This is a genomic window from Actinopolymorpha cephalotaxi, from assembly GCF_013408535.1.
In the GTDB taxonomy this organism is placed as follows: domain Bacteria; phylum Actinomycetota; class Actinomycetes; order Propionibacteriales; family Actinopolymorphaceae; genus Actinopolymorpha; species Actinopolymorpha cephalotaxi.
Window position 1 is genome coordinate 5,964,460 of the sequence record NZ_JACBZA010000001.1, and the last position, 25,836, is coordinate 5,990,295.

At 73.5% G+C, this 25,836-nt stretch carries 24 protein-coding genes, 1 tRNA gene and 1 riboswitch; of the genes, 10 read left to right on the plus strand and 15 right to left on the minus strand.

Annotated features, from left to right (window positions below):
• Position 1: 1 nt before the first annotated feature.
• From FHR37_RS26510 to FHR37_RS26520, 3 genes are all read left to right on the plus strand, one after another.
• On the plus strand, positions 2-973 hold the full coding sequence (locus tag FHR37_RS26510) for a carbohydrate ABC transporter permease (protein ID WP_092883899.1): 972 nt from the start codon (positions 2-4) through the stop codon (positions 971-973).
• Positions 970-1,806 carry a carbohydrate ABC transporter permease gene (locus FHR37_RS26515; protein ID WP_092883900.1) on the plus strand — a complete coding sequence of 279 codons (837 nt, stop codon included), beginning with the start codon at positions 970-972 and terminating at the stop codon, positions 1,804-1,806. Before FHR37_RS26510 ends, FHR37_RS26515 begins: the two co-directional genes overlap by 4 nt.
• A gap of 167 nt (positions 1,807-1,973) precedes the next feature.
• Entirely contained in the window at positions 1,974-3,023 is a 1,050-nt protein-coding gene (locus FHR37_RS26520; RefSeq protein ID WP_139238991.1) for a hypothetical protein, read from the plus strand.
• A gap of 19 nt (positions 3,024-3,042) precedes the next feature.
• Here the strand turns inward: FHR37_RS26520 and FHR37_RS26525 are convergent, their stop codons facing one another.
• From FHR37_RS26525 to FHR37_RS26540, 4 genes are all read right to left on the minus strand, one after another.
• The gene (locus FHR37_RS26525) at positions 3,043-3,708 is read right to left on the minus strand and encodes a response regulator (protein WP_092883902.1); all 666 of its coding nucleotides are present in this window, start codon (positions 3,706-3,708) and stop codon (positions 3,043-3,045) included.
• Positions 3,705-4,904, minus strand: coding sequence for a sensor histidine kinase (locus tag FHR37_RS26530; protein WP_202818125.1), 1,200 nt, complete (start codon positions 4,902-4,904; stop codon positions 3,705-3,707). Before FHR37_RS26530 ends, FHR37_RS26525 begins: the two co-directional genes overlap by 4 nt.
• A 59-nt stretch (positions 4,905-4,963) precedes the next feature.
• Positions 4,964-6,001, minus strand: coding sequence for a ketopantoate reductase family protein (locus FHR37_RS26535; RefSeq protein ID WP_092883903.1), 1,038 nt, complete (start codon positions 5,999-6,001; stop codon positions 4,964-4,966).
• A 181-nt stretch (positions 6,002-6,182) separates the two neighbouring features.
• A complete protein-coding gene (locus FHR37_RS26540) occupies positions 6,183-7,721 on the minus strand; it encodes a glycosyltransferase (RefSeq protein WP_139238992.1) in 1,539 nt (512 codons plus the stop codon).
• A 139-nt stretch (positions 7,722-7,860) separates the two neighbouring features.
• Positions 7,861-7,974: riboswitch (SAM riboswitch) on the plus strand.
• Between the two features lie 174 nt (positions 7,975-8,148).
• Here FHR37_RS26540 and FHR37_RS26545 point away from each other — a divergent pair.
• The 3 genes from FHR37_RS26545 to FHR37_RS26555 all read left to right on the plus strand — a co-directional run bounded on the left by FHR37_RS26545 (position 8,149) and on the right by FHR37_RS26555 (position 10,854).
• Positions 8,149-9,558, plus strand: coding sequence for an aminotransferase class V-fold PLP-dependent enzyme (locus FHR37_RS26545; protein ID WP_237768837.1), 1,410 nt, complete (start codon positions 8,149-8,151; stop codon positions 9,556-9,558).
• Between the two features lie 187 nt (positions 9,559-9,745).
• Positions 9,746-10,357, plus strand: coding sequence for a cysteine dioxygenase (locus FHR37_RS26550; protein ID WP_092884083.1), 612 nt, complete (start codon positions 9,746-9,748; stop codon positions 10,355-10,357).
• Positions 10,354-10,854 (plus strand): rhodanese-like domain-containing protein, encoded by a 501-nt coding sequence (locus tag FHR37_RS26555; protein ID WP_237768838.1) that lies wholly within the window; start codon positions 10,354-10,356, stop codon positions 10,852-10,854. Before FHR37_RS26550 ends, FHR37_RS26555 begins: the two co-directional genes overlap by 4 nt.
• Positions 10,855-11,199: 345 nt before the next feature.
• Here FHR37_RS26555 and FHR37_RS26560 read toward each other — a convergent pair whose 3' ends face one another.
• The 4 genes from FHR37_RS26560 to FHR37_RS26575 all read right to left on the minus strand — a co-directional run bounded on the left by FHR37_RS26560 (position 11,200) and on the right by FHR37_RS26575 (position 14,837).
• Positions 11,200-11,865 carry a class I SAM-dependent methyltransferase gene (locus tag FHR37_RS26560; protein ID WP_092883905.1) on the minus strand — a complete coding sequence of 222 codons (666 nt, stop codon included), beginning with the start codon at positions 11,863-11,865 and terminating at the stop codon, positions 11,200-11,202.
• A 79-nt stretch (positions 11,866-11,944) separates the two neighbouring features.
• Complete coding sequence (locus FHR37_RS26565; RefSeq protein WP_139238993.1) at positions 11,945-13,153, minus strand: glycoside hydrolase family 6 protein; 1,209 nt, start codon at positions 13,151-13,153, stop codon at positions 11,945-11,947.
• A gap of 216 nt (positions 13,154-13,369) precedes the next feature.
• Positions 13,370-14,251, minus strand: coding sequence for an LLM class flavin-dependent oxidoreductase (locus FHR37_RS26570; RefSeq protein WP_092883907.1), 882 nt, complete (start codon positions 14,249-14,251; stop codon positions 13,370-13,372).
• Between the two features lie 97 nt (positions 14,252-14,348).
• On the minus strand, positions 14,349-14,837 hold the full coding sequence (locus tag FHR37_RS26575) for a glutathione peroxidase (protein WP_092883908.1): 489 nt from the start codon (positions 14,835-14,837) through the stop codon (positions 14,349-14,351).
• A gap of 168 nt (positions 14,838-15,005) precedes the next feature.
• Between FHR37_RS26575 and FHR37_RS26580 the strand changes: the two genes are divergently transcribed.
• Together FHR37_RS26580 and FHR37_RS26585 are read left to right on the plus strand one after the other, a co-directional pair.
• Complete coding sequence (locus FHR37_RS26580; protein ID WP_237768839.1) at positions 15,006-16,007, plus strand: RNA polymerase sigma-70 factor; 1,002 nt, start codon at positions 15,006-15,008, stop codon at positions 16,005-16,007.
• Positions 16,008-16,094: 87 nt separating this feature from the next.
• Positions 16,095-17,405, plus strand: coding sequence for an NAD(P)-binding protein (locus FHR37_RS26585; RefSeq protein ID WP_092883909.1), 1,311 nt, complete (start codon positions 16,095-16,097; stop codon positions 17,403-17,405).
• Here FHR37_RS26585 and FHR37_RS26590 read toward each other — a convergent pair.
• The 4 genes from FHR37_RS26590 to FHR37_RS26605 all read right to left on the minus strand — a co-directional run bounded on the left by FHR37_RS26590 (position 17,321) and on the right by FHR37_RS26605 (position 21,064).
• Positions 17,321-17,998, minus strand: a complete 678-nt coding sequence (locus FHR37_RS26590; protein WP_092883910.1) for a response regulator — start codon at positions 17,996-17,998, stop codon at positions 17,321-17,323. The genes FHR37_RS26585 and FHR37_RS26590 overlap by 85 nt on opposite strands.
• Positions 17,995-19,314 (minus strand): sensor histidine kinase, encoded by a 1,320-nt coding sequence (locus tag FHR37_RS26595; protein ID WP_092883911.1) that lies wholly within the window; start codon positions 19,312-19,314, stop codon positions 17,995-17,997. The genes FHR37_RS26590 and FHR37_RS26595 overlap by 4 nt, the downstream gene beginning before the upstream one ends.
• A gap of 77 nt (positions 19,315-19,391) precedes the next feature.
• Positions 19,392-20,126 (minus strand): ABC transporter permease, encoded by a 735-nt coding sequence (locus tag FHR37_RS26600; protein WP_092883912.1) that lies wholly within the window; start codon positions 20,124-20,126, stop codon positions 19,392-19,394.
• Positions 20,127-20,155: 29 nt separating this feature from the next.
• Positions 20,156-21,064 (minus strand): ABC transporter ATP-binding protein, encoded by a 909-nt coding sequence (locus FHR37_RS26605; protein ID WP_092883913.1) that lies wholly within the window; start codon positions 21,062-21,064, stop codon positions 20,156-20,158.
• A gap of 189 nt (positions 21,065-21,253) precedes the next feature.
• Between FHR37_RS26605 and pdxR the strand changes: the two genes are divergently transcribed.
• Both pdxR and FHR37_RS26615 read left to right on the plus strand, forming a co-directional pair.
• Complete coding sequence (pdxR, locus tag FHR37_RS26610) at positions 21,254-22,789, plus strand: MocR-like pyridoxine biosynthesis transcription factor PdxR (protein ID WP_092883914.1); 1,536 nt, start codon at positions 21,254-21,256, stop codon at positions 22,787-22,789.
• Between the two features lie 13 nt (positions 22,790-22,802).
• Positions 22,803-23,234, plus strand: coding sequence for a MarR family winged helix-turn-helix transcriptional regulator (locus FHR37_RS26615; protein WP_092884086.1), 432 nt, complete (start codon positions 22,803-22,805; stop codon positions 23,232-23,234).
• 25 nt (positions 23,235-23,259) lie between these two features.
• Here the strand turns inward: FHR37_RS26615 and FHR37_RS26620 are convergent, their stop codons facing one another.
• The 3 genes from FHR37_RS26620 to FHR37_RS26630 all read right to left on the minus strand — a co-directional run bounded on the left by FHR37_RS26620 (position 23,260) and on the right by FHR37_RS26630 (position 25,822).
• The gene (locus FHR37_RS26620) at positions 23,260-24,195 is read right to left on the minus strand and encodes a beta-ketoacyl-ACP synthase III (protein WP_092883915.1); all 936 of its coding nucleotides are present in this window, start codon (positions 24,193-24,195) and stop codon (positions 23,260-23,262) included.
• Positions 24,192-25,541, minus strand: coding sequence for an amidase (locus FHR37_RS26625; RefSeq protein ID WP_092883916.1), 1,350 nt, complete (start codon positions 25,539-25,541; stop codon positions 24,192-24,194). Before FHR37_RS26625 ends, FHR37_RS26620 begins: the two co-directional genes overlap by 4 nt.
• Before the next feature lie 194 nt (positions 25,542-25,735).
• A tRNA-Leu gene (locus tag FHR37_RS26630) sits at positions 25,736-25,822 on the minus strand.
• Positions 25,823-25,836: the final 14 nt, after the last annotated feature.

Here is a 25,836-nt window from a genome sequence, read left to right on the forward strand (position 1 = left end):
CATGGCCACCACGACGCCGCTGACCGCTCCGGCGCAGGCACCGGAGGAGCGCCGCTCGACCGGCAACCACGCCGGGCGCTCGAAGTCCGAACTGCTGTCTCTCTACGCCGCGATCTCGCCCTTCTACATCCTGTTCGCGATCTTCGGGTTGTTCCCGATCGGCTTCTCGCTCTACCTTTCGTTCCAGAACTGGAACGGCATCGGGGCGATGAGGTTCGTCGGGCTCGCGCAGTACCAGTTCATGCTGTCGGACCCGATCTTCTGGAAGTCGATCGTCAACACCTTCCAGATCTGGTTCATCTCCACCATCCCGATGCTGTTCTTCGCGCTGGTCATCGCGTTCATGCTGAACCAGCAGATCCGCGGCCGCAGCGCCTACCGAATCGCGTACTTCATCCCCAACGTCACCTCGATCGTGGCGATCGCGATCATCTTCGGCTCGATCTTCAGCAACAACTTCGGCCTGCTGAACGCCGCCCTGGAAGGGCTGCACCTGGACACGGTCGAGTGGCTGAACACACCATGGGGCATCAAGGTCGCCATTGCCGCCATGGTGATCTGGCGATGGACCGGCTACAACGCGATCATCTATCTCGCCGGTCTGCAGGCGATCCCGACGGAGTTGTACGAGGCCGCGAAGGTCGACGGGGCGAACCTGTGGCAGGTCTTCTTCCGCATCACGGTTCCGCTGCTGCGCCCGATCATCCTGTTCACCGTCATCACCTCCACCATCGGCGGCATGCAGTTGTTCACCGAGCCGCAGGTGCTCGTCGGCAACGGCGGCGGCCCGGGCTCGGAGGGCTCGACGATGGTGCTCTACCTGTACCAACAGGCGTTCATCAACAACCAGTTCGGCTACGGCGCCGCGATCGGCTGGGGCCTGTTCGTCATCATGATTCTGTTCTCGCTGATCAACTGGCGGCTGGTGCAGGGCGCCGGTAACCGGGGTTCGCGGAAGGGAGTGCGCGCATGAACGCCACCGCCACCCAGCGCGTCTGGTCCGTCGTCACCCATGTGCTGCTCCTGTTCGGCGTGGCCATCTCGATCTTCCCGTTCTACTGGATGTTCGTGATGGCCAGCCGGACGACGGAGGACATCTTCAAGTTCCCGCCGGAACTCCTGCCGGGCACCCACCTGCTGGAGAACATCGGCAAGGTCTTCGACAGCGTGAACCTGCTCGGCTCCACCGCCAACACGATCTTCGTGGCGGTGGTGACGACGGTGCTGGTGTTGTTCTTCGACTCGATCGCGGCGTTCGCGTTCGCGAAGTTCGACTTCCCGGCCAAGAACCTGCTGTTCGTCGTGCTGCTGGTGACGTTCATGATCCCGTCCCAGCTGTCCACGGTGCCGTCGTTCGTCATCATGGCGAACTTCGGCTGGGTGGGTTCGTTCCAGGCACTGATCGTGCCCGGTGCGGTGAACGCGTTCGGCATCTTCCTGCTCCGGCAGTACGCCCAGGGTGCGGTGAGCGCGGAGTTGCTGGACGCCGCCCGGATCGACGGCTGCAACTTCTGGCGGCAGTACTGGCACGTGGCGGTTCCGCTGCTGCGGCCGGCGCTGGCGTTCCTCGGGATCTTCACCTTCATCAACGCCTGGAACGACTACTTCTGGCCGTTGGTGGTGCTGATCGACCCGGGTCGCCAGACGCTGCAGGTGGCGCTGTCGCAGCTGAACGGCCTCTACAACACCGATTACAGCATGGTGATGGCCGGCACGCTGCTCGCGGTGATCCCGCTGATCATCGTGTTCTTCCTCGGTGCCCGGCAGTTCCTCGCCGACCTCGCGGCGGGTGCTGTCAAGCAGTAGTTGACAGGTGGTGAACGCGGTCCGCGCGTAGTGGACCTCGGCTGGAACGACCGTCCGTGGAGCGGCCGGCGACAACGACGTCGCCGGCCGCTCCCGTCGTTTTCGTGGGCGCCCGGTGGGCGGGCGATGGGCGGGCGAGAGGCCTTCGCCGCGGCTATCCTCGACCGGTGAAGAGACGCGGACCGAGCAGGCGGGGCGGCAACGCCATGCTGCCGCGTGGAGTCCGCGCCCTCCTTCCGGTGCTGGGCGCGAGCGGCGGTGCCGGGCGTTCGGCGCTGGCCGGGCTGCTCGCCCAGGTGCTCGCGCCGACCACCCGCACGGTGCTGGTCGACACGGTACCCAGGGGTGCCTCGCCGTGGGCGGACTGGCTCGGTCTCGGTGTTGCCCACGGTGCTGCCGGAGACGTCGCCGGTGACCAGTCGGTCGGCCTGCCCGCGGCGCTGGTCTCTCCCGGCCGAGCGCTCGACCCCGACGCGGTGCGGGGCGCCGCGCTGCGCCGGCCCGTCCCCGTGCGCCGGCGCAGGCGGGGCGACGACCTGCCCGACCTCGGCGCGGACGCGGCCGACGGACCGGGGTACGACGTGCTCACCGACGCCCGGCCGTGGACCCGGGCGCCGGTCGCGGTGCCCGAGGACCCCCGGTGGTACGCCCATCTGCTGGAGACCGGCGGCTGGTTCGCCGGGGTCGTGGACACCTCCACACCGGTCGCGCTCGCCCACGTCGCCGCCCGCAACGCCGCCCGGCCCTCGGCCCTGGACGAGTGGGCCGGGCGGCCGGACGCGGTGCCCGTGCTGGTCACCTCGGCGAGCGGGTTCGGCGCGGCCGCCCTGGCCCGGCTGGTCCAGGTGCTCGAACACGACGGCCTGGCCGTCGACCGGATGGTGGCCGCGGTGGTCGAGGTCGCCGGCACCGACCCGCCGCGCTGGATGGACGGCGAGCTCGAGCCGGTACGCCGGCGCCTCGCCGCCGTCGTCCGCGTCCCCCACGACAAGGCGATCCGCGCGGACGGGCTGGCCCGGCTCGACGACCTCGCGCCGGCCACCCTCGCCGCGGCCCAGGAGATCGTGACCAGGGCCGCGGAACTCGTGCGCCCGGGTCCCGCGGCGGAGGCGCCGACGTCGGCGGCGCCCACGGGCCGGCCGACGCCCCCGCCCGTACGCCATCGGGGACCGGAGAGTCCGGAATCCCCACAGCCCGGTTGGGTGCCCAGGCGCTAGCGACAGGGGTTCCGCGTGGTCAGCCCAGCCAGCCGGGCCGCACCAACCCGGCCTCGTACGCGAACACCACCAGCTGCGCCCGGTCGCGCGCGCCCAGCTTGATCATCGCCCGGCTGACGTGCGTCTTCGCGGTCGCCGGGCTGACCACCAGCCGGGCGGCGATCTCGTCGTTGGACAGCCCCTCGGCCACCAGCGCGAGCACCTCGCGCTCGCGTTCGGTCAGCGCCGCCAGGTCGGCGCCGCGTACCGGCTCCTTCGACCGGCTGGCGAACTCCGCGATCAGCCGGCGGGTCACTCCCGGCGACAGCAGCGCGTCCCCGGAGGCCACCGCGCGGACGCCGCGCAGCAGCTCCACCGGCTCGGTGTCCTTGACCAGGAACCCGCTCGCGCCCGTCCGCAACGCCTCGAAGACGTACTCGTCCAGGTCGAACGTGGTCAGGATGACGACGTGCACGCCGGCGAGCTCGGGTTCGGCGACGATCCGGCGGGTGGCCTCCAGCCCGTCCACGTCGGGCATCCGGATGTCCATCAGGACGACGTCCGGCCGCTTCGCCAGCGCGTGCTCCACCGCCTGGCCGCCGTCCGCGGCCTCGGCGACCACCTCGATGTCGGGTTCGGCGTCCAGCAGGGACCGGAAACCAGCGCGGACCAGCGCCTGGTCGTCGGCGAGCAGGACCGAGATCATGGTGCTCCCTCCCGCGGTAACTCCGCGTACACCCGGAAACCTCCGCCGGGCAATGGTCCTACGTGCAGCCGCCCGCCGAGCGCCCCGACGCGTTCACGCATGCCGGGCAGGCCACTGCCGCCACTGCCTGTGCCGCCACCGCCGGCCAGTGCCGTCGGCGTACCGCAGCCGTCGTCGGTCACCTCGACCGTCACGATCTCGTCGGAGTACGCGACGCGCACCACGGCCGAGCGAGCGCCCGCGTGCCGGAGGACGTTGGTGAGCGCCTCCTGCACGATCCGGTACGCCGCGGTGTCGACGCTGGACGGCAGCGGCTCCGGCGTCCCCTCCACGTCCACCCGGACGTCGAGCCCGGCCGCCTGGGTACGCGCCACCAGTTCGGTCAGCCGGCGCAGGCTGGGCGCGGGCCGGCGCGGACCGGGTTCGTCGACCTGGCGCAGGACTCCGAGCACCGACCTGAGCTCGACCAGCGCCTCCTTGCTGGCCTGCTTGATCGCGGTCAGCGCGGTCCGGGCCTGCTCGGGCTGGGCGTCCATCAGGTGCAGCGCCACCCCGGCTTGCACGTTGATCAGCGAGATGTTGTGCGCCACCACGTCGTGCAGCTCGCGGGCGATCCGTACGCGTTCCTCGCTGACCCGGCCCGCGGCCTCGGCCGCCTTGGCCCGCCGGCTCTCCTCGACGCGTTCCTCGCGGATGCGGTTGAGCTCGGAGCCGATCAGCACCGCCAGCAGCCAGCCGGCGACCACGATCGCCGCGATGAGGCCGGGACCCTCGCCGGACTCCCAGCGGTAGGCGATGTGGCCGAAGTACACCGCGCCCGCGGTCAGCCAGGCCGCCAAGCGGTGGCCGTACCGCACCGCCTCGAACAACGCCACGATCGCGGAGAGGAAGAACGGGCCGTACGGATAGCCGATCAGGATGTAGGCGAACGACACCCCCATCACGAAGTACAGCGCGGCGACCGGCCGGGCCCGGCGGAACACCAGGGCGGCCGGGCCGAGGAGCAGCAGCGTGATCGCCAGCGCGTCGACCGGTCTGGTGCCCGGCTGGTTGTGCGCGGCGCCGAGCGTGCCGGCCACCTGGATCACCGCCACCGCGATCGGCAGCTTGATCGGCCACGACCCCACCGCGCGCCCGGCGTCCCGGGCGGCCCGCCACCGGGAGCCGGCGTCGGCGGGGGGCGGCGGAGTGGTCACGACAGGAACGCTAGGCCACGACGGTCGCGGTCGGCATCCGTCGGGGGCAGGCGGCCTGCCTACGACGTGGGGAGTACGGCGTCTTCCGACGTACCCGGCTCGGCCGGCTCGGCCGCCGCCAGCAGCTTCCAGAAGTCCGCGACCCGGAGCGAACCGGGCGGATCGCCCGCCCGGGCCGCCTGGTTGGCGAGCCGGCGGACGAGTTCGTTGGCGGGGGTGGGTACGCCGTGCAGGCGGCCGAGCAACACGATCTCGCCGTTGAGGTGGTCGGCCTCGATCGCCCCGGTGGACCGGGCCAGGCTCTGCCAGGACGAGCTCCCGGTCCGCGACCGGCCGTTGACCGGGCGGACCTGGATCAGGTCGCCGCGCCGGGCCCGGTCCTCCGCGAACGACATGAACTCGATCCCGGCCGCCTCGAGCACGGCGGAACCCTCCGCGCGCAGCCGCTCGACGATCTCCTGCGGATTCTCGCCGTCACCGTCGCCGGACCGGCCGCACAGCGCGTCGACGGCGTTGCCGAGGTTGCCGAGCAGTTTGACGTACTTGCCGCGCATGATGTCCGGCCGCGGCTCGCAGGCGAACGTCGCGGACCGGAACGCGGCGGCGATCCGCTCGGCGGTCTCGTCCACCCCGTGCGGGTAGCGGCCCAGGTCGAGGATCCCGGTCACCGGCGCGGACTGCGCCTGCACCACACCGGGCGTGAGGTGGGTCGCGGGGAACATCACGTGCACGCCGTAGACGTGTGCGAAGTGCCGCAGGACGGTGGGCTCGTTGGCCACGCCGTTCTGTACGCACACCACCGGCGTCGCCGGGTCGGCCACGGCGGCGAGGGCGCGGACCGCCGCATCGGTGTCGGTGCTCTTCATCGCGAGCAGCACGACGTCGCCCGGGCGCCAGTCGACCTCGTCCGGCCCGGAGACCGCGGGGATGGGCAGCGTCTGAGTGCCGTCGGGCGACTCCACCCGCAGGCCGTCGGCCCTGATCGCGGCCAGGTGCGCGCCACGCGCGATCAGCACGACCTCGTGCCCGGCCGCGTGCAGCCGGGCACCGAGTACGCCGCCGATCGCGCCGGCGCCGTACACGACGAATCGCCGCACCTCTGGGTTGCCGCCTGGGTTGCCGCCTGGGTTGCCGCCTGGGTTGCCGCCTGGGTTGCCGGGATGATCCGAAGCCACGGACCGAGCCTGCCAGCCCCCTGCCCGGATCGCCAGTCCGTGTCCGCCGGTGCTCCCGGCAGTCACCCACGGGGGCCCGCCCGCCGATCAGGCAGTACGGACGTCAGCCGCGTGGCGGGATCTGCGGCGGCCTTCCCTCCACGGTGACCAGCCGGCCGGTACCCAGCGACCCCACGGCGGGCAGGTCGACCACTCGTGCGGAGCGCTCACGGGCGAGCCGCCGGACACCCGCCGGTGGGAGCTGGTCGCGGCCGTGTGCGAACACGAGGTACGACACCGGCGTGTTCGGCGGGAGGTCACCGGCTGCCGCCTGGGTCAGCGTGGCCGTCGCGCAGCCGGAGTACCACCCGACCTCGGGCTGGTAACCGGTCACCACGACGCACCGCCCGGCCGAGCCGGTGAATCCCGCCGAGTCGCCGGCCGCTCCACCGGACTCCGCCGCCACTGCCGCGGCCGCCGCCACCAGCGACTCCCGCTCGCTGGTCACGTCGCGCAGCGGTCCGCGGGCGACGAGCAGACCGGTCACCGGCAACGTCGCCACCGCGCCGGCGGCCAGCGCACCGAGCAGCAGCCGTGCGCGGGCGCGGGCCAACTCCGCCAGGCCCGCGACGCCGGCCAGGGTCAGCAGGAACACCGACATGAACACGAACCTCGGCTCTCCGTGCGCCGCCAGCCCGATGAGGACGACGAGCGCGACGCCGGCGAACACCACGAACACCGTGCGGCGGTCCTCCGGTCGCGGTCTGCGGCGGACCAGCCGCCACACCGCGAGCGCCCCCGCGACCAGACCGGCGGCCATCACTACCCCGCCCCACGGCCCGGCAAGTTTCACGGGGAACATCCGCAGGTAGAACAGCAGGCCGCCGAAGCCCTCCGAGTGCCCCGCGCCGGCGGATGCCCGCACCATGCCGAGCGGCGATCCGGTCAGACGGTCGGCGAGGACGAGGTGCGGCGCCAGTCCCACCGCCAGCACCGCGGCCGCGCCGAGCAGACCGCGCCACCGGGCCAGCCAGGCGCGCGGCCCCCAGGCCACCGCGGCGGCGAGGGCCAGGGCGAGGACGCCCGCGACCGCGCCGTACCGCAGATAGAACGCTCCGAGCACGAACCCGGCCGCGGCCGGCAACCACCGGTCTCCGCCTCCGGCCCGATGGGAGCCGGTACGCCGCGCCGGCAGCGCGCTGCCTTCCTGGGCGCGCACCAGGCAGTACGCCGCGCCGGCCAGCAGCCCGGCGGTCCCGACATCGGTGAGGAACTCCGGGATCCGGCGGACGAACCCCGGTCCGGACAGCACCAGCAGGGCGGTCACGGCGCCGCGCGCGGGGCCGAGCAGGCCGATTCCGACCCAGCAGAACAGGCCGAACGCCAGCAGCGCCAGGAGCAGCCCCACGACCCGGACGGACGTCACGCTCCCGTGTACCGCGAGCGCGGCGTAGCCGAGCGCCGGCAGCCCGGGCGCGCGATGAATGCCCCACTGCGCGCTCGGCGCTCCCGTGAGCCAGGACCGCGCCTTGGCCGCGTAGACCGCCTCGTCGTGCCCGAGGTAGGGGAGCGACGGCTGGAGTGCCGCCCAGACAACGGCGGTGAGCACGAGGACGCCGACCACGAAAGCCCAGGTCGGAGGCCTGCGCGAGAGCCAACCCACGCCGTTTGTCCGTATCGCAGACTCTGATTTCAGTATTCGAGACATACCTTCGGCCGTTCCCGACAACCGTTACTGTGACTTCCGGTCACGAGTGCCAGCAGGAGACTCGTCCACCACGGCGCACGGCACGATCCGCGCCGGTCGAGGTGGGCGGGACTCGCCAGCCCCGGCTTGCTGGCCGGCAACCCTCCTCCGCGGTGGGGTGCCCCGGGTGAGGACCAGGTCGCGCCGACCGGTGCGGCAAGCGCGGGACCCCACGCCCACCGGGTCCCCGAGACCTGTGAGGTGCGTCGTGAGTCCGTTGAGTGCCGTTGCCGCCAGACCTGTTCGTCCCGTTCGCCGTACCGCCGACATCCCGCTCCCGTCCCCGGCCGACCGGACGACGTCCGGTGCCGTGCCTTCCGTACGTGGAAATCCGGCGACTCCCGTGGGTGCCGCTCCGCTGCTGCCCGTGGTGGGCGGTGACCTCCAGGTGCCGCTGGTCACCGGCGAGACCAGGGCGTACGCCAACCTCGACTACGCCGCGAGCGCGCCGTGCCTGTCCGACGTGGCCGCGCATCTGGCGCGGGTGGCGCCGTACTACGCGAGCGTGCATCGGGGCGCGGGGTACGCGTCGCGGATCAGCACCGCTCGCTACGAACATGCTCGTGCCCAGGTCGCGGCGTTCGTGGGAGCACGCGCCGACGACGTTGTCGTGTTCACCCGCAACACCACCGACGCGCTGAACCTGCTGGCCCGGTCCGTGCTCGGCCGCACCGAGGACGGCCCCGACGCCCCCGCCAGCGGCGACGGCAGCGATGGCAGCACCGGCGCCGACGATGCCGGTGACGTGCTCTTCCTCGACATCGAGCACCACGCCAACCTGCTGCCGTGGCGCCGCGGCCGGCACCGGTGCGTGGTCGCCGGTACGACGCAGCGGGCCACGCTGGTCGCCCTGCGAGCCGAGCTCGCCGCCCGGCCGGCCGCACTCCTCGCGATCACCGGCGCGTCCAACGTCACCGGCGAGGTGCTTCCCCTGGACGAGATCGTCGCCGCCGCGCACCAGGCCGGCGCCCGCGTCGTCCTGGACGCCGCCCAGCTCGCGCCGCACCGGCGGATCGACCTGGCCGCGAGCGGCGTCGACTACGTGGCGTTCTCCGGGCACAAGCTCTACGCGCCGCTGGGTGTGGGCGCCCTGGTCGGCCGCCGCGACTGGCTGGACGCGGCCCCGGCGTACCTCCCCGGCGGCGGCGCCGTCCGCGAGGTCACCCTCACCGGCACCACCTGGGCGGACGCACCGCAGCGGCACGAGGGCGGCACCCCCAACGTGCTCGGCGCGGCGGCACTCGGCCAGGCCTGCGAGACGCTGGCCGCACTGCCCGACGGCGCGCTGGCCGCGCACGAGGAGGCCCTGCGGGCCCGGCTGGTCGCTCGCCTGGACGCCCTGCCCGGCGTACGCCGGCACCGGATCTGGCGGGACAGCCCGGACGCGATCGGCGTGGTGGCGTTCAGCATCGAGGGCTACCACCCCGGACTCGCCGCGGCGTACCTCTCCGCCGAGCACGGCATCGGCGTCCGCGACGGTAAGTTCTGCGCGCACCCGCTGCTGTCCCGGCTGGGCGCGCCCGACGGGACGCTGCGGGCGAGCTTCGGCGTCGGCAGCACCCTGGCCGACGTCGACCGGCTCGCCGACGCGGTCGAGGACCTGCTGGTGAACGGGCCGCGGTGGGAGTACGCCGTGGTCGACGGGCGCTGGGAGCCGGTGGACGACACCCGGCCGGTGCCGGAGTGGGCCGGCGCGACGACCGTCGGTACTGACAGCGGCGCGTCGCCGTGCGAGCGCGAGGCCCGCCCGTGACCATCCGTCGCCTGCCCCTGCTCGACGTCTTCTGGAACGGCCGCCGGGGCGACCACTTCGACCAGCGGTGTCGGTGCGCCGCTGGTCCGCCCTCCCGACCTGCCTGAAGCACACCTGCCCGGCACGGGCGTGGGACCAGCGGTTCGAGCAACCCATCGTCGGCTCGACTCGTTCCCCGGAGACACCCATGTCCGCGACATCCCTGACCTTCAGCGACACCTCCGTCCCCTTCCCCGCCGGACACCAGGCGGGCCGGTTCACCGTCGACGTACCCAGCGTCGCCTCCGCCGCCGCGCTGGTACGCCGGGTCGCCGCCGAGCCGCGACTGTGGCAGGACCGGCTACGTTTCGGCCACGGCGGCGAACGCTGGTACGCCCGCCTCGACGTCGACCCCGACCACGAGGTGTGGCTGATCGCCTGGCTGCCCGGACAGGGCACCGGCCTGCACGACCACGGCGAGGCACTCGGCGCGTTCACGGTGGTGCGGGGTGCGCTGACCGAGACCACCGTCACTCCGGCCGGCCCCGACGCGGCCGACGCGGCCGACGCGGCCGACGGCGCCCTGCCCGGTGGCCGGATCACCCCGGGCACCGTCGTACGCCCTGCTCGCCGGCACTTCGGCGCGGGTCAGGTCCGCGGCTTCGGGTACGAACACGTCCATGACGTCGCCAACTCCGGCGACGTGCCCGCCGTCAGCGTCCACGCGTACGCGCCCGAACTCACCGCCATGACGAGGTACGCCGTGGTGGACCGGCGGCTGACGGTGCTGTCCTCCGAACGCGTAGGAGTCGACTGGTGACCACCCCCGTGAGGCCAACGTCCGAGCACCCCTCGCCGGAGCACCCCACGCCCGAACGGGCCGCGTCCGTACGCCGCTCCACGCCCGAACGCGGCACGCCCGAACGTCGCACGATCGACGACGTGCTCGCGCAGGCGCGCGCCCGGCTGAACCGCCTCAGCCCGGAGCAGGCGTACGACCGGGTGCGGGCCGGCGCGGTGCTGGTCGACATCCGGCCCAGCGAGCAGCGGGCCCGGGAAGGTCAGGTCGAGGGTGCGGTCCCGGGCGCGCTGGTGGTCGAACGCAACGTCCTGGAATGGCGGTTCGACCCGGCCGGCGACGCTCGGCTGCCGGAGGCGACGGGGTACGACGTGGAGGTCCTCGTCCTGTGCTCGGAGGGCTACACCTCCAGCCTCGCGGCGGCCGCGCTGCAGGACCTCGGCCTGCACCGCGCCACCGACGTGGACGGCGGCTTCGTGGCCTGGGCCGCGGCCGGCCTGCCCACCCGCACCGGCTGACCGAGCCGAGCTCCCGGTCACGAGTCGGAGATTCTTCCGCGGAAGAATCCGCGGCGCTCGGGCCCGCCGGTCCTGACCTGGTGCGGGCGCGCCGATGTGGCCGGCCGAAGCGTGAAGACGAACGGGTGTCAGGGCCACCGCGAGGTTTCGCACTACGGTCGCCGGACCGTCGTGCCCGCCGAAGCGTGAAAACCCGCCGCGGTCGTAGCCACCTGCCGTCTCCCCACTTCCGTCCGGCCGGCCTGGCGGCTGTTCTCGCTTGAGCTGTGGGCCGACGTTCGCGGTCGGGGCCGGGATTCTTCCGCGGAAGAATCCGACGAGGCCGGCAGGTTCTTGGGCCGCGGATCAGCTCCGCCGCGCCCGGAACAGGCTGTGCCCGCTGTCTCCTTCGGGCACGAACTCCTCTCCGGTGATAGTGAGCCCCGCCCGCGTCAGCCATCCGCGGTAGGTCGCGGCGTCGGCGTGGCTCCACCACATCGGCGCGCCGAGCCAGTTCTCCTCCGAGCCCGTCCAGGCGGTGTGGCCGGCCGTGGCGAGGAGCCGGCCGCCGGGCCGCAGCCAGGACGCGATCCGGGCCAGCAGCGCCGGCTGCTCGTCCAGTGGGACGTGGATGAGGGCGTACAGGCAGACGACCGCGTCGAAGGACCCGGCCGGGAACTCCACCGCCGTGGCGTCGGCCCGCAGGAACGTCGCGCCGGGTACGAGGGCGCGCGCACGTGCGATCTGGACGTCGCTGAGGTCGACGCCGGTGACCGCGTACCCCGCCTCGTGCAGCGCCCGGGCCACCGGCACCCCACACCCGCACCCCAGGTCGAGCACCGCGCCACCAGCGGGAACGCGGGCGGTCAGCTCGTCGATCCACCGCGCGTACCGCGGGTCGTCACCGTCGTCACCGTCGTCACCGTCACCGCGGTAGGCGTACGAGATCGCGTCGTATCCCCGGCGGACGATCTGTTTCGGATCGGTCTCCGGATCGGTCTCCGGACCAGGTTCCGGGTCTTGGCCTGCCACACCGCAGAACCGTAGGGATTCCCGCCCCCGACCGCGACCGGTTTCGACCGCCGGCCGGGATCAGGCGCCGAACGTGGCTTCAGCTGGTTCGAAGCACCGCCCACAGGTCGGCGCCGCGGCGCAGGCCCAGCGCGAGGCCGGGCCGCCAGCCGGGCGGGTCGGTCTCGGTGAGCAGGGAGTACGCGATGGCGGGGCTGAACTCTCCCGCCCGCACGCTCGCGCCGACGCCGCACTGCCCGTCGGACTCACCCGGCGGGCGGGCCCACACCTGCATGTCCAGCGCGTGCGAGCCGCCGAGGCGCGGTGCCTGCCCGACCCGCTGACCAGGCGGGTTGCACCACTGCGCGTCCTCCGTCGGCCGGCCGTTGCGGCTGGTGTCGACGAGGAACCGCGACGAGATCCCCTTCGCGCCGAGCGCGTCCGCGATCGCGTGGCCGTAGTCGACGTTCGCCTCCGTGGACCGGTAGTTGGACACGTTCAGCGAGAAGCCGCGGGCGTTCGCCACGTGCGCCCGGCGCAGCCGCTCGGCCATCACCTCCGGCGGGATCCAGGCCGCGTGCCCGGCGTCGACGTACACCCACGTACCGGGTGAGACGGCGCGGAACCGGTCCACCGCGTACGCGATCAGCCGGTCGTACTGGCGCTGCCAGGCGGCGGGCAGGCAGGTCTGCCCGGCCAGCGCGTCGGGTTCGAGCACCACCACGGCGGGGCGGGAGCCGATCCCGGCGGCCAGCCCGTCGATCCAGGACCGGTACGCCGCGGGGTCGGACGCACCGCCCGCGCTGTAGCCGCCGCAGTCGCGGCGCGGGATGTTGTACGCCACCAGGACCGGCAGCCGGTGTGCCCGCGCGGCCGCCGTGGCGTACTGCCGCGCCGAGGTGGCGTCGTCCCAGCCGCCCAGGAACCACCGGGCGACTGGCCGCTGCGCGATCCCCTCCGCGATCAGGGACCGGCGCGGGTCGCGGGGGTTGTCACGGACCCAGACCGTGGGCTGGCCGTGCGGGTCGACGTAGAAGCCGTTGGTACGCGAGACCGGGTTGTCCCTCGTGGGATGTGCGGCCATCGGCCAGGTGGGGCCGTTCGAGGACAGTTCGCCGTTCGTCGGGCTGATCACCACCGCCGTGACCGCGGCCACCGCCAGGATTGCCGCCGCCCCGACCATGCGCCGGGTACGCCGGCCCGGCTCGAACGGCGCGAGCACCGGCCGCAGGATCCACCTCAGCCGAGGTCCCAGCTCACGCCACCACACCGGATCCGGAATGTCTCGCAGGATGTCCCGAAGGCCCATGCCGCTCCCCTCGCCGAGCGGGGCGCACGACTTGCCGGCGCCACGACCGCCCACGGTGGCCAACAGCCGCCAACGTAACCCCGCCCGTCCGGGCCGAGGGGGCGACTCAGGCGGAGAGGGGAGGCAGGTTCACCCGAACGGGGGAGCCGCCGTCACCCGCGTCGCGCGTCGCCGGCCGACCGGTTCCTGGTGGCCGCGGCGCAGCCCAGGAAGGGATCAGGCGCGTTCGGCGGCCACCTGCGCGCGGACGGCGGGGATCACCTCCGCGGCGAACCTCCGCCACTGCTCCGGATCCTCCGCCCACAGCACGAACGTGTCGAACCCGAGCCCTACCGCGAGGTCGGTGAGCTCGTCCACCCACTGGTCGGCGGGCCCGCGCAGGAGGCCCTCGGACCGTCCGGTGGTGAGCGTTCCGGCGACGTTCAGGATCCGGCGTACGTCGGAAGGCCGGCGACCCGCGGCGAGCGCGGCCTCGTCGATCCGGGCCGCCCCCTCGGTCAGCGCACCGACGTCGCCGTCGCGGAGGGAGGGCAGCCACCCGTCGGCGGACCGGCCGGTCAGGGCGAGCGCCCGCGGACCGTGGACGCCCAGCCAGATGCCGATCGGGTGCGCGGGCACCGGGCCCGAGGCCGTCCCGGCGAGCCGGTGGAAGCGGCCCTCGAACCGTAGGTCGCGCTGCCCGCTCCACAGCAGCCGGATCACCTCGATCGCCTCACTGAGACCGGTGATCGCCTCGCCGGGGCTGCGCCGGGTGCCGCCGTACGCCTCGATCGCGTCCCAGAACGCGCCGCTGCCCAGGCCGAGCTCGCACCGCCCGCCGCTGAGCAGGTCCAGGCTGGCCGCGGCCTTGGCGAGGACGGCGGGCGGGCGCAGGGCGAGGTTCGCCACGTCGGGAAAGACCCGGATCCGCTCGGTGCGGGCGGCGATCATCGCCAACAGCGTCCAGGTCTCGACGTAGCGGCGCTGGTACGGGTGGTCCTGGACGCCCACGCAGTCGAAACCGGCCCGCTCCAGCTCCCGGGCGGTGTCCAGCAGCGGGTCGGCGGCGTTCGGCACCAGGAAGTATCCGAACGCCAGATCCCGTCCGTAGTCGGGCATCCCACCACCTCCCCGACGACCACGACGACCAGGGACGACCCGTGACGATCCCGGACGACGCCCCTTGCCTACGTCCTCGTGCCGAGCGGAGCGGCGGCTACTTCGGCAGGTTCGCCTCGATCGTCTCCACCAGCTTGGGGTCGTCCGGCTCGGTACCGGGGCGGAACCGCGCGACGATCTTGCCGTTCGGTGAGACCACGAACTTCTCGAAGTTCCACTGGATGTCGCCGGCCTCGCCCTCGGCGTCCGGCACGGCGGTCAGCTCGGCGTAGATCGGGTGCCGGTCGGGCCCGTTGACCTCGACCTTCTCGTACATCGGGAACGTCACGCCGTAGGTCGCGGAGCAGAACTCCTGGATCTCCTCGGCCGTACCGGGCTCCTGCCCGCCGAACTGGTTGCACGGGAAACCGACGACCGCGAAGCCCCGGTCGGCGTACTGCTCGTGCAGCCGCTCCAGTCCGGTGTACTGCGGAGTCAGGCCGCACTTGGATGCGACGTTGACGACCAGCAGGGCACGCCCGGCCAGGTCGGCCAGGGATCCGGGTGCACCGGCCAGCGTTCGTACGGGGGTGTCGTAGAGGCTCACGCGTGGGTCCTTCCGTCGAGGTGGCTCCCGCCGTACCCCCATCAAACCCCAGGACGCCGACAGACCGAACGCCGCGACCGATCCGGCCGCATGTCACGTACGCCGGACCGGCCTCGTCTACGGTCGAGTTCGCGGCCACAGCTCGACCGTGGGACAGGAGGCGCGGCCATGACCATGGCGCACGAGGCGGGAGGTCCCGGCGAGCCCGAACCCCCGGCCGGGGCCGAAGCCAGGGCCGACACCGGGACCGACACCGGGATCGACGCCGGGATCGACGCCGGCGACCCGACGGCGGTCTTCGACGAGCACCGGGACCTGCTGTTCGGGGTCGCCTACCGCGTGCTCGGCCGGGCCGTCGACGCCGAGGACGCGGTCCAGGACGCCTGGCTCCGCTGGCGCGAGGTCGACCACGCGAGCGTGCGGGATCCCCGCGCGTACCTCGTCCGGGTGGTGACCCACCTCGCCGTCGACCGGCTGCGCAGCGCCCAGCACCGCCGCGAGACCTACGTCGGGCCGTGGCTGCCCGAGCCGATCCTCACCGCGCCCGACATCGCCGACGACGTGGCGCTGGCCGACTCGGTGTCGTTCGGGATGCTGGTGGTGCTGGAAACGCTGTCCCCGCTGGAGCGCGCGGTGTTCGTGCTGCGGGAGGCGTTCGGGTTCTCCCACGCCGAGATCGCCGGCACCCTCGGCCGCTCGGAGGATGCCGTCCGCCAGCTGGCCCGGCGAGCGCGCCAGCACGTGGAGGCACGCCGGCCGAGGTTCGAGACCGACCGGACCACCCAGCGGGACGCGACCGAACGCTTCCTGGCGGCCGCCAACTCCGGCGACCTGGCCGGCCTGATGAACCTCCTCGCTCCCGACGTCACCCTGCTCAGCGACGGCGGCGGCGTGGCCAAGGCGGCGCTGCGGGTCATCGAGGGCGCGGACAAGGTGGCCCGCTTCCTGGCCGGCATCGCCCAGAAGCCGCCGCCGGAGCCGCGCACCTACCTCGCCTCCGTCAACGGGCGGTTGGCGCTGGTGGTCACCTCCCGCGGTGAGCCGCACAGCGTGTTCTCGCTGGACGTCGTGGACGGGCGGGTCACCACCATCCATGTCCAGGTCAACCCGGACAAACTGCACGGCCTGCACGACATCGCGACCGTGGGAAACCCGGTCGGCCTCCTGTAGGCAGATGTCACGTCCGGCCGGCGTACCCCGTCGTCCTGACGACCGCCCGTGGAGTCTCGCGGGCGGCATCTGGACGAAGGGGGAACCATGGCGCAACGCACCGACCACGCCGAACCTGTCGAATCCGCCGAACCTCTCGAACCCGCCGGCCACGGCGGCCACGCCGGACCCGCCGACCTCACCGTGATCGGCGGCGGCCTGGGTGGGCTGGTGGCCGCGGTCGCGGCGGCCGAGGAGGGTGCCCGGGTCCAGCTCTTCGAGGCACACCGAACGCTGGGCGGCCGGGCGCGTTCGACGACGTCGGATCCTGGCGAGCCGTACGTCGCGAACGAGGGCCCGCACGCCCTCTACAGCGACGGCCCGCACTGGTCCTGGCTGGTCGAGCGCGGGCTGGCGACCCCGGCCCGGCCGGCGCCGCTGGGTGCGACGTTCCGGCTGCGGTTCCGACACCAGGGCCGGCTGCGCGCGCTTCCGCCCCGGGGCGTCCTCGCCGCCTCCGCCCACCGGCGCCTGCGGGCCCCCGTCGACCAGGACTTCACCACCTGGGCGACCGGCCGGTTCGGTGAGCGGGACGCGGCCGCGATGGCCGCCGCCACCGGCGTGACGGTGTACGACTTCGACCCCGGTCGGCTGTCCGCGGCGTACGTCTGGGAACGGTTCCAGCGGCTCGTCCGGCCCGGGCGACCGTCCGCTCGGTACGTCGTCGGCGGCTGGCAGGCCATGGTCGACCGGCTCGCGGCCAGGGCGCGTGAGCTCGGCGTCGTGATCGAGACCGGCGCCCGGGTCGACGCCGTACCGACGCGGACACCGGTGATCGTGGCCACCTCGCTGCCCGCGGCCCGGCGACTGCTCGGCGACCCCGCGCTGGCCTGGGCGAGCGGCCGGGCGGTACTGCTCGACCTGGGCCTGCGTCAGCGGCGGGGTGACCCGTTCATCGTGTTCGACCTGGACGAGGCGGGCTTCGTCGAGCGGGTCACGGTCCCCGACCCGACCCTCGCGCCGGCGGGACACTCGCTGGTCCAGGCCCAGCTGCCGCTGCGGCCGGACGAGTCGAAGGCGGCCGGCCTCACCCGGCTGGAGACGACGCTCGACCTGGGCCTGCCCGGCTGGCGGGAACGCGTGACGTGGCGCCGCGACGCCGTCGCGTCCGGGCGTACGGGAGCGGTGGACCTGCCCGGGACGAGCTGGCTGGACCGGCCGGCGATCGACCGCGGCGACGGCGTCTTCCTCGTCGGCGACCAGGTGGCCGCACCCGGCATGCTCGGGGAGGTGACGCTGGCCAGTGCGCTGACGGCCGCCGAGCTCGCTCTCGCTCAGCTCCGTCCGGGCATCAACAGGCCGCGGTCGAACGCCACCGCGACCGCCGCGGCGCGGTCATTCACGCCGAGCTTGCCGTAGATGTGCAGCAGGTGCGTCTTGACCGTCGCCTCGCTGATGAACAGCCTGGCGGCGGCCTCGCGGTTGGTGGAGCCGCGCGCGATCAGGCCGAGCACCTCCAACTCCCGCTGGCTCAGCGGCTCCACCGCGGGGCGGCGGACCTGTCCGAGCAGCCGGGTCGCCACCGCCGGGGACAGCACCGCCTCGCCGCGGGCGGCCGCCACCACCGCACGGAACAGTTCCTCGCGGGGAGCGTCCTTGAGGAGGTAGCCGGTCGCGCCCGCCTCGATCGCGGTCACCACGTCGCTGTCGGTGTCGTACGTCGTGAGCACCAGCACCCGGACCGGCGTACCGGCCCGCGCCAGCCGGGTGATCGCCGTGACCCCGTCCATGACCGGCATCCGCAGGTCCATCAGGACGACGTCCGGACGTAGCTCCGGCACCATCCGGACCGCCTCGGCACCGTCGGCGGCCTCGCCCAGCACCTCGAACCTCGGGTCGGCGCCGAACATCCCGTGCAGGCCGTCGCGGACGACCGGGTGGTCGTCGACGATCAGCACCCGGATCGGCGCGGGCCGGGCGGCCGGCTCACCGGACGGCGTCGGTGAGGTCATGGCGTACCACCGGCGTCGATCGCGGGTACGACGGCCGACAGAGCGGTGCCGGCCCCGGGCTCGGACTCCACCTCGAACCGGCCGGCCAGCCGCTGCACCCGTTGCCGCATCCCGGTCAGGCCGTAGTGGCCGGGGGCGGGATTGCGTTCCGGCGCCGGTCCGCCGACCTGCGCCGGCACCAGCCCCTTGACGAGGGCCGGGACGAACCCGATCCCATCGTCGCGGACGTCCAGCGACACGACGTCCTCCATGTAGGACAGGGTGAGCCCGACCCGGGTCGCCCGGGCGTGCCTGGCGACGTTCGTCAGCGCCTCCTGCGCGGTCCGCAGCAACGCGATCTCGACCTCGGGGTGCAGCGGGCGGGCGGTGCCGGTGGTGGTGACCTCGGCGGCCACGCGGTGCAGCGTCGACCAGCGGCCGGCGACCTCGGCGAGGGCCTCGGGCAGGCGCGCGGTCTCCAGCGCCTCCGGCCGGATCGCCCGCACCGAGCGCCGTGCCTCCGACAGGCTCTCCCGGGCCAGCCGGGTGGCGTTGTCCAGGTGCCGGCGCCACGCCTGGACGTCGGCCCTGGCGGAGCCGGTGGGCCCCGCCAGGGCCGCCGCCTCCAGTTGGGTGATGATGCCGGTCAGCCCCTGGGCGAGGGTGTCGTGGATCTCCCGGGCCATCCGCTGGCGTTCGTCCAGGATCCCGGCCTCGCGCGCCTGGGTGAGCAACTGGGCGTGCAGCCCGGCGTTCTCCGCGAGCGCGTCCTGCAGCCGCTGGTTGGCCTCGGCGAGCTCGGCGACGGTGCGCCGGCGTTCCTCGTGCTCGCGTTCGTTGGCCATGGCGAAGAAGGTGACCGTGCCGGCGATGCCGACGTTGACCAGCAGGAGCACGCCGAGCGCCGCGAGGTAGTACGGCTCCAGTTTGGGCAGGCCGCCGCCGACCTGGGAGGACGCGGCGATCAGCCCGGTCGCGGCGATCCCGGCGTACCTCCAGCGGCCGCGCAGGAACGCGCCGGCATGCAGGTAGCCGACCCAGACGAAGATCCCGAACCACGGGCTCTGCACCACCAGCGCGGCGGACAGGACGAGGAAGCCGGCGAAGTAGATCCGGGCGTACGCCGCACGCTCGACCAGGGTGGGACGCCGGGTGATCCAGGCGTAGACCCAGCCGGCGGTCAGCACCATGAGCCCGGCCGCGACCCGTACCTTCGGCCAGGACCCACCCGCCTGGATCGTGGTGGGCACCATGGACACGGCCAGCAGGACGTACGGAATGACGGCGTACACCGGGCTTTCCAGGTGTTCCCACGACCGCACGCTGAACCGTGCCATCGGACCGCCTCCTTCCCTGACCACGGCGCTGCTGGTACGCGGTCCACCGCCGAGTTGTTGCGTACGCACCGACCGGATCACTCCCAGCGGAACATCCGGGCGGCGCCCGCGGCCGCGGCCACGGCGATCGCCGCCATTATCACCAGCTGGAGCACCTGCGGGCCGCCGCCGGTCCACGCATCCTGCAGCGCCTGCACCCCCGGAGGCGCGTACCGGCCGAGCGTCACCACCAGGTCGGGCAGCAGGTAGCGAGGCAGGAACACCCCGCCGAGGAACATGCACACGAAGTAGATCGGCATCGCGATCGCGGCCACCGCGCGGGTCGTCGACGCGGTCGCCGCCGCCAGCGTTCCGAGCGCGAACATCGACCCTCCGCCGACCAGCAGCGCGGCCGCGAAGCCGAGCGGATGGCGCGGCATCGGCACGTCGAAGGCGACGTGCCCGACGACCATCAGCAGGCCGATCGCCACCAGCGCGACGACGCCGTTCAGCACGAGCTGGGCGGCGAGCAGGTTGCGGGGATGGACCGGGGTGGTCGACAACCGGCGCAGGATGCCCTTCTCGCGGTAGCCGGCCAGCCGGGTCGGCATCGTGTTCACCCCGAGCAGGGCGAGGACCAGCACGATCAGCGAGGGCATGAAGACGTCCACGAACCGCATGCCGCCGAACAGCTCGTCCGGCCGGCGAAGGGCCGGGATCAGGCCGAGGACGACGAGGAGCAGGGCGGGGAAGGCGATGGTCAGGACCGCCATCCCGGTCTCGCGGAGGAACAGCTTCGCCTCCACGACGGTGAGCTTGGCCAGGGCAGACATGGGGTTTCTCTTTCCGGTGCCGAGGGTGGTCAGTTGGCGAGGGTCCGGCCGGTGAGCTCGACGAACGCGTCGTCCAGGCTGGCCTGCTCCACCCGGAGGTCGCGGGCGACGACCTGGCGCCGGGCCAGCGTGGAGGTGACGGCTGCCAGGACGTCGCCGGTGCCGGTGACGACCACCTGGTCGCCCGTCCGGCTGACACCGGTCACCTCCACCAGGTCGGCGAACACGTCGTCGGGCAGCGGCGCCGACGGCCGGAACCTGATCCGCTGCTCACCGCCCGTGCGGGCGACCAGGCCGGCCGGGGTGTCCAGCGCGACCACCCGGCCCGAGTCGATCAGCGCCAGCCGGTCGCAGAGGCGTTCGGCCTCGGCCATGAAGTGGGTGACCAGCACGATCGTGACGCCGCTGTCGCGGACCTGCTCGATCAGGCTCCAGGTGTCCCGGCGCGCCTGCGGGTCCAGGCCGGTGGTCAGCTCGTCGAGGATCGCCACCTCGGGGTTGCCGATCAGGGCCAGCGCGATCGAGACCCGCTGCTTCTGCCCGCCGGACAGCTTCGCGAACGCGGTGTTCAGCTGGCCGGCCAGCCCCAGCCGGTCGACGAGCTCCCGCCAGTCCGCCGGGGCTCGGTAGAAGGAGGCGTACAGCTCCAGCGCCTCCCGAACCCGCAGCTGACCGGGCAGTTCGCTCTCCTGGAGCTGGCAGCCCAGGCGTTCACGGAGCGCGGACCGGTCGCGGCGCGGGTCGAGCCCGAGCACCCGCAGATCGCCGGAGTCGGCGGTCCGCAGTCCGCTCACGCACTCGACGGTGGTGGTCTTGCCCGCTCCGTTGGGGCCGAGGATGCCGAAGATCTCACCGGCCTCCACCGTCAGCGACACGTCGTCGACGGCGACCTTCTCGCCGTACCGCCTGTGCAGGTGGGACACCTCGATGACCGGCATGACGCCCGCCCTTCCGTCGTACGGCCGGACGCTCGGCCGGGTCTTTCGGTGGCTTGTTTCTGGTGACTTCGAGTCTGGCCGTGGCAGGGGGCCGTGCGGATCGCCCGACCGGCCACACCTGCGATCAACCGATCGGTTGATGGGCGTACGGAACGGGCGCGGATTGGTGCGGGCGTACGATCCCTGATCATGGCGATCACCCGAGCCAAACTCGCCTGGGACACCCTCCTCGACGTCGAGGGCACCGGTCCGCTGCACGAACGCCTGACCCGGGCGCTGCGGCACGCGATCCGGACCGGCCGGCTCGGGCCTGGCAGTGCGCTGCCACCCAGCCGGGCCCTCGCGGTCGACCTGGGCTGCTCGCGGTGGGTGGTCACCCAGGCGTACGAACAACTCGTCGCGGAGGGCTACCTCACCGCCCGGACCGGCTCGGCCACCGTCGTCCGCGCGGACACGCCCGCCGGGCCGAGTGGAACGGCCCGGGCGAGTGGTCGGGTCGGAGCGAGCCGTTCGGCCGGCCCCCGGCCGTACGACCTCCGGACCACCGCGCCGATCGACCAGTCACCTCGCCGGCCGGGTGGCCAGGCGCCCGCGACCGGACCTGCCGCAGCTCCGGCCACCACGCCCTACGACCTGGCTCCCGGCCTGCCCGACCTGCGCGAGTTCCCCCGCCGCCGCTGGGCGGAGGCCGTCCGCACCCAGCTGTCCACCGTGTCGTACACCGATCTCGGCTATCCGCCGCCGGGCGGCACCCCACACCTGCGGCAGGTGCTCGCCGACTACCTCCGGCGCTGCCGCGGTGCGCACCCACGGGCCGGTGACCTGCTGGTCACCGCCGGCGTCACCGACGGGGTGACCCAGCTGGGACGGCTCCTCCGCACCGAGGGGCACACCCACATCGGCGTCGAAGATCCGGGGTGGACGCGGCTGCGGGAGGCGCTGGAGAGGGTCGGTCTGGAACCCGTCGGGATCCCCGTCGACGCCGACGGCCTGCGGGTGGACGCGCTCGCCGCGGACTCCCGGGTGCGTGCGGTGGTGGTCACGCCGGCGCACCAGTTCCCGGCAGGGGTGGTGCTCGGGCCGCGCCGCCGGGCCGCGCTGCTGGCCTGGGCGCGGCAGGTCGACGGGATCGTGCTCGAGGACGACTACGACGCGGAGTTCCGCTACGACCGGCGCCCGGTTGGCACCCTGCAGGGAACCGACCCGGACCGGGTCGCGCTGCTCGGCTCGCTGTCGAAGACGCTGTCACCCGCGATCGGGATCGGCTGGCTCCTCCCGCCGGGCCGCTGGGCGGCCGCGCTCCGCGAGACGCCCGAACACCGCACGTCCGGCCCGCCGGTGATCGACCAGCTCGCGCTGGCGTCGTTCGTGGAGACCGGTGGGTACGACCGGCACCTTCGCGCCGCCCGGCACCGGTACCGCCACCGCCGGGACGCCCTGGTGGCCGCACTCGGGGCGAGCCTGCCCGGGTGCGAGCTGTCCGGCGTCGCCGCGGGCCTGCACCTCGTTCTCCACCTCGCACCCGAGACCCCCGCCGCGACCGTCGTTGCCCGGGCCGCCGCTCACGGCGTCCACGTCGCGGACCTGGACGGCTACCGGCTCCGCCCGGACCCGGCCCGGCCCGCCCTCGTGCTCGGCTACGGCAACCTGCCCGACAACGCCGTCGGCACCGCCGTCACGCGGCTCACCGACGCGATCCGCTCCGCCGCCGGCAAGGGACAATGACGCCGTGACGACGATGCCGCGCAGCTTTCCACGCGACGAGTTCCAGGGCGTCTTCTGGGCCACCAAGCGGGCCCTCGCCGAGGCGGCCGACGAGGCCTACCGCGCGCACGGGGTTCGCGACGGCCAGCAGTTCCTGCTCCGGGAGCTGTGGAAGGAGGACGGGCTCGCCCCCGGTGAGCTCGCCCGCCGGCTCGGCCTGGCCACCCCCACGGTGACCCGGGCCGCGATCCGGATGGAGGCCGCCGGGCTGGTCACCCGCGAACCCGACCTGCACGACCGCCGGCTGGTCCGCATCCAGCTCACCGATCGCGGCCGCGAGCTGGAGAGCGTCCTGGACGCGGAGACGTGGGCGCTGTCGGACCGGGCGCTGGCCGGGTTCGGCGAGGACGACCGCGCGGCGCTGATCCGGGCGCTGGAGCGGATCCGGGGCAACCTCGGCTCCTGAGGTCGCCCCCGGAAACCACGACGCGTCAGGGGCAGCGCACGACCTGTCCGGCGTACGCCAGTCCACCACCGAAACCGAACAGCAGCGCCGGCGCACCCGTCGGCACCTCGCCGCGTTCGACCAGCTTGGACAGTGCCAGCGGCACGCTCGCCGCCGAGGTGTTGCCGGACTCCACCAGGTCGCGGGCGAGGATGGCGTTCGTCGCGCCGAGCTGGCGGACGAGCGGCTCGATGATGCGCAGGTTGGCCTGGTGGGGTACGACCGCGGCGAGGTCGGCCGGGTCGACCCCGGCCCGCGCGCACACCTCCCGGGCGATCGGCGCCAGCTTCGTGGTCGCCCACCGGAACACCGACACGCCCTCTTGGCTGAACACCGCCGGCTGGCCCTCGATACGCACCGCGTCGCCGAGCTCGGGCGCCGAACCCCACACGACCGGGCCGATCCCCGGCTCGGTCGAGGCGGTGACCACGGCGGCACCCGCGCCGTCGCCGACCAGGATGCAGGTCGACCGGTCGGTCCAGTCGGTGACCTCCGACAGCTTCTCCGACCCGATCACGAGCGCGGTGCGCGCCGCGCCGGCCCGGATGGCGTGGTCGGCTGTGGCCAGCGCGTAGCAGAACCCCGAGCAGGCGGTGTTGATGTCGTACGCCGCCGGCGCCGCGATCCCGAGGCGGGCGGCGACCCGGGCTGCCATGCTCGGCGACCGGTCGACGGCGGTGCAGGTGGCGACCACCACCAGGTCGACCTCGCCTGCGGTGTGCCCGCTGGCCGACAGCGCCTTCTCCGCCGCCGCGGCCGCCATCTCGTCCACCGTCTCGGTCTCGGCGATGTGCCGCGTACGGATGCCGACCCTGCTCTGGATCCACTCGTCGTTGGTGTCGACGAGCCGGGCGATGTCGGCGTTGGTGAGTACCTTCGGGGGCTGGTAGTGGCCCATGGCCACGATCTGCGAACCGCTCATCGGAGTCCTTCGCGTCGTCGGGTAGTTCCCAGGACGGCTGCCAACCGCCGTGCCCAGGCCAGCAGGGTCTCGTCGGCGCCGGGGCGGGCCACGCACTGCAGGCCGACCGGCAGGCCGTCGACCAGACCGGCCGGCACGCTCACCGACGGCAGCCTGGCCTGGGTCCACGGCAACGTCATCAGCGGGCTTCCGGTGGAGTCGAGGCCTTCGGGCGCGGGGCCGGTCGCCGCGGGGGCGATCCACCCGTCGATCCCCTCGGCGTCCATCCGGCGCACCAGGTCGTCGGCGAAGCGCTGCCGCCGCTCCAACGCGTCCGCGTAGTCGGCTTCGGACACCCGCTGCCCGTCACGGACCGCGGCCGCCGTCAGCGGGTGGTAGCGGTCGGCGTACTCCGCGAACCAGCGCTCGTGCACGCGCGCGAGCTCGAAGCCGTTGATCGTCCGGTTGCGCCGGTTGACCGCCTCGATGTCCTCCAGCAGCGGGATCCGCCGTACGACGTGACCCGCCGCGACCAGCGTCTCCACCTGCGCGCCGAACGCCTGCCGTGCCGCCGGGGTCGCCTGCCGCAGGTAGGCACCGTCGGGTACGCCGAGCACGGGCAGTGCTCCCGACTCGGGATCCGCATCGGCCACCAGGTCCGGGCGCCAGTCCGTGCACAGGACGCCGGCCGCCCGGGCGGCGGTGGCGACGTCGGCGGCGAGAATGCCCACCGTGTCGAAGGTCGGGGCGTTCGGCACCAGGCCGTCGGCCGGGATCCGGCCGTGGCCGGGCTTGAAGCCGACGATCCCGCAGTACGCCGCCGGCCGCAGCACCGAGCCGACGGTCTGCGTACCGAGCGCGAACGGCACCAGCCCGGCAGCGACCGCCGCCGCGGACCCGCTGCTCGACCCACCGGGCGTGTGACCGGGCCGGTGCGGGTTGCGGGTGGGGCCGGGCGCCACCGACGCGAACTCGGCGGTCACCGTCTTGCCCGCCACCACCGCGCCGGCGTCCCGGAGCCGGGTGACCGCACCGCCCTCGGGGCCGGCGAGCACCTCCGGCGGCAGTCGCGATCCGGCGGCCGTGGGGAGTCCGTCGACGTGGAAGATGTCCTTCACCCCGACCGGAACGCCGAACAACGCCGGGCGGCCGGGGACGTGATCACCGCCGGAGCCGGAGCGCGCGGTGCGATCGCGTAGCTCGGCCAGCTCGCGGAGGTCGCGGCGCAAGCGCTCACCCCGGCCTGGCTCGGCGACGAACGCGTGCAGGCCGGCCGCTGCGTCGATCCGTGCGCACAGGGAGTCGGCGGACCCGGGATCGTCCGGGTCGAGGGCATGCCGGTCCAGCCCTGCCCTCGTCTGCGCCATCTCCCCACAGTGCCACACGTGTCCCACCGGACCAGGACGTTGTATGCCCTTCGTCCCGAATCAGGCCCCGGGCCGGTTGCGGCGCCCGGGGTTCGTCCCGTCCACCCGGCGGTGAGGGCCAGGAGCCGAGACCGGCGGGCAACGGCGGGCAACGAAAAACTCTCCCGGCCGACAGGGCCGGGAGAGTTCGAAGCTGGTGCGCGAGGGGGGAGTTGAACCCCCACGCCCTTGCGGGCACAGGAACCTGAATCCTGCGCGTCTGCCTATTCCGCCACTCGCGCGCACACTTGCACTC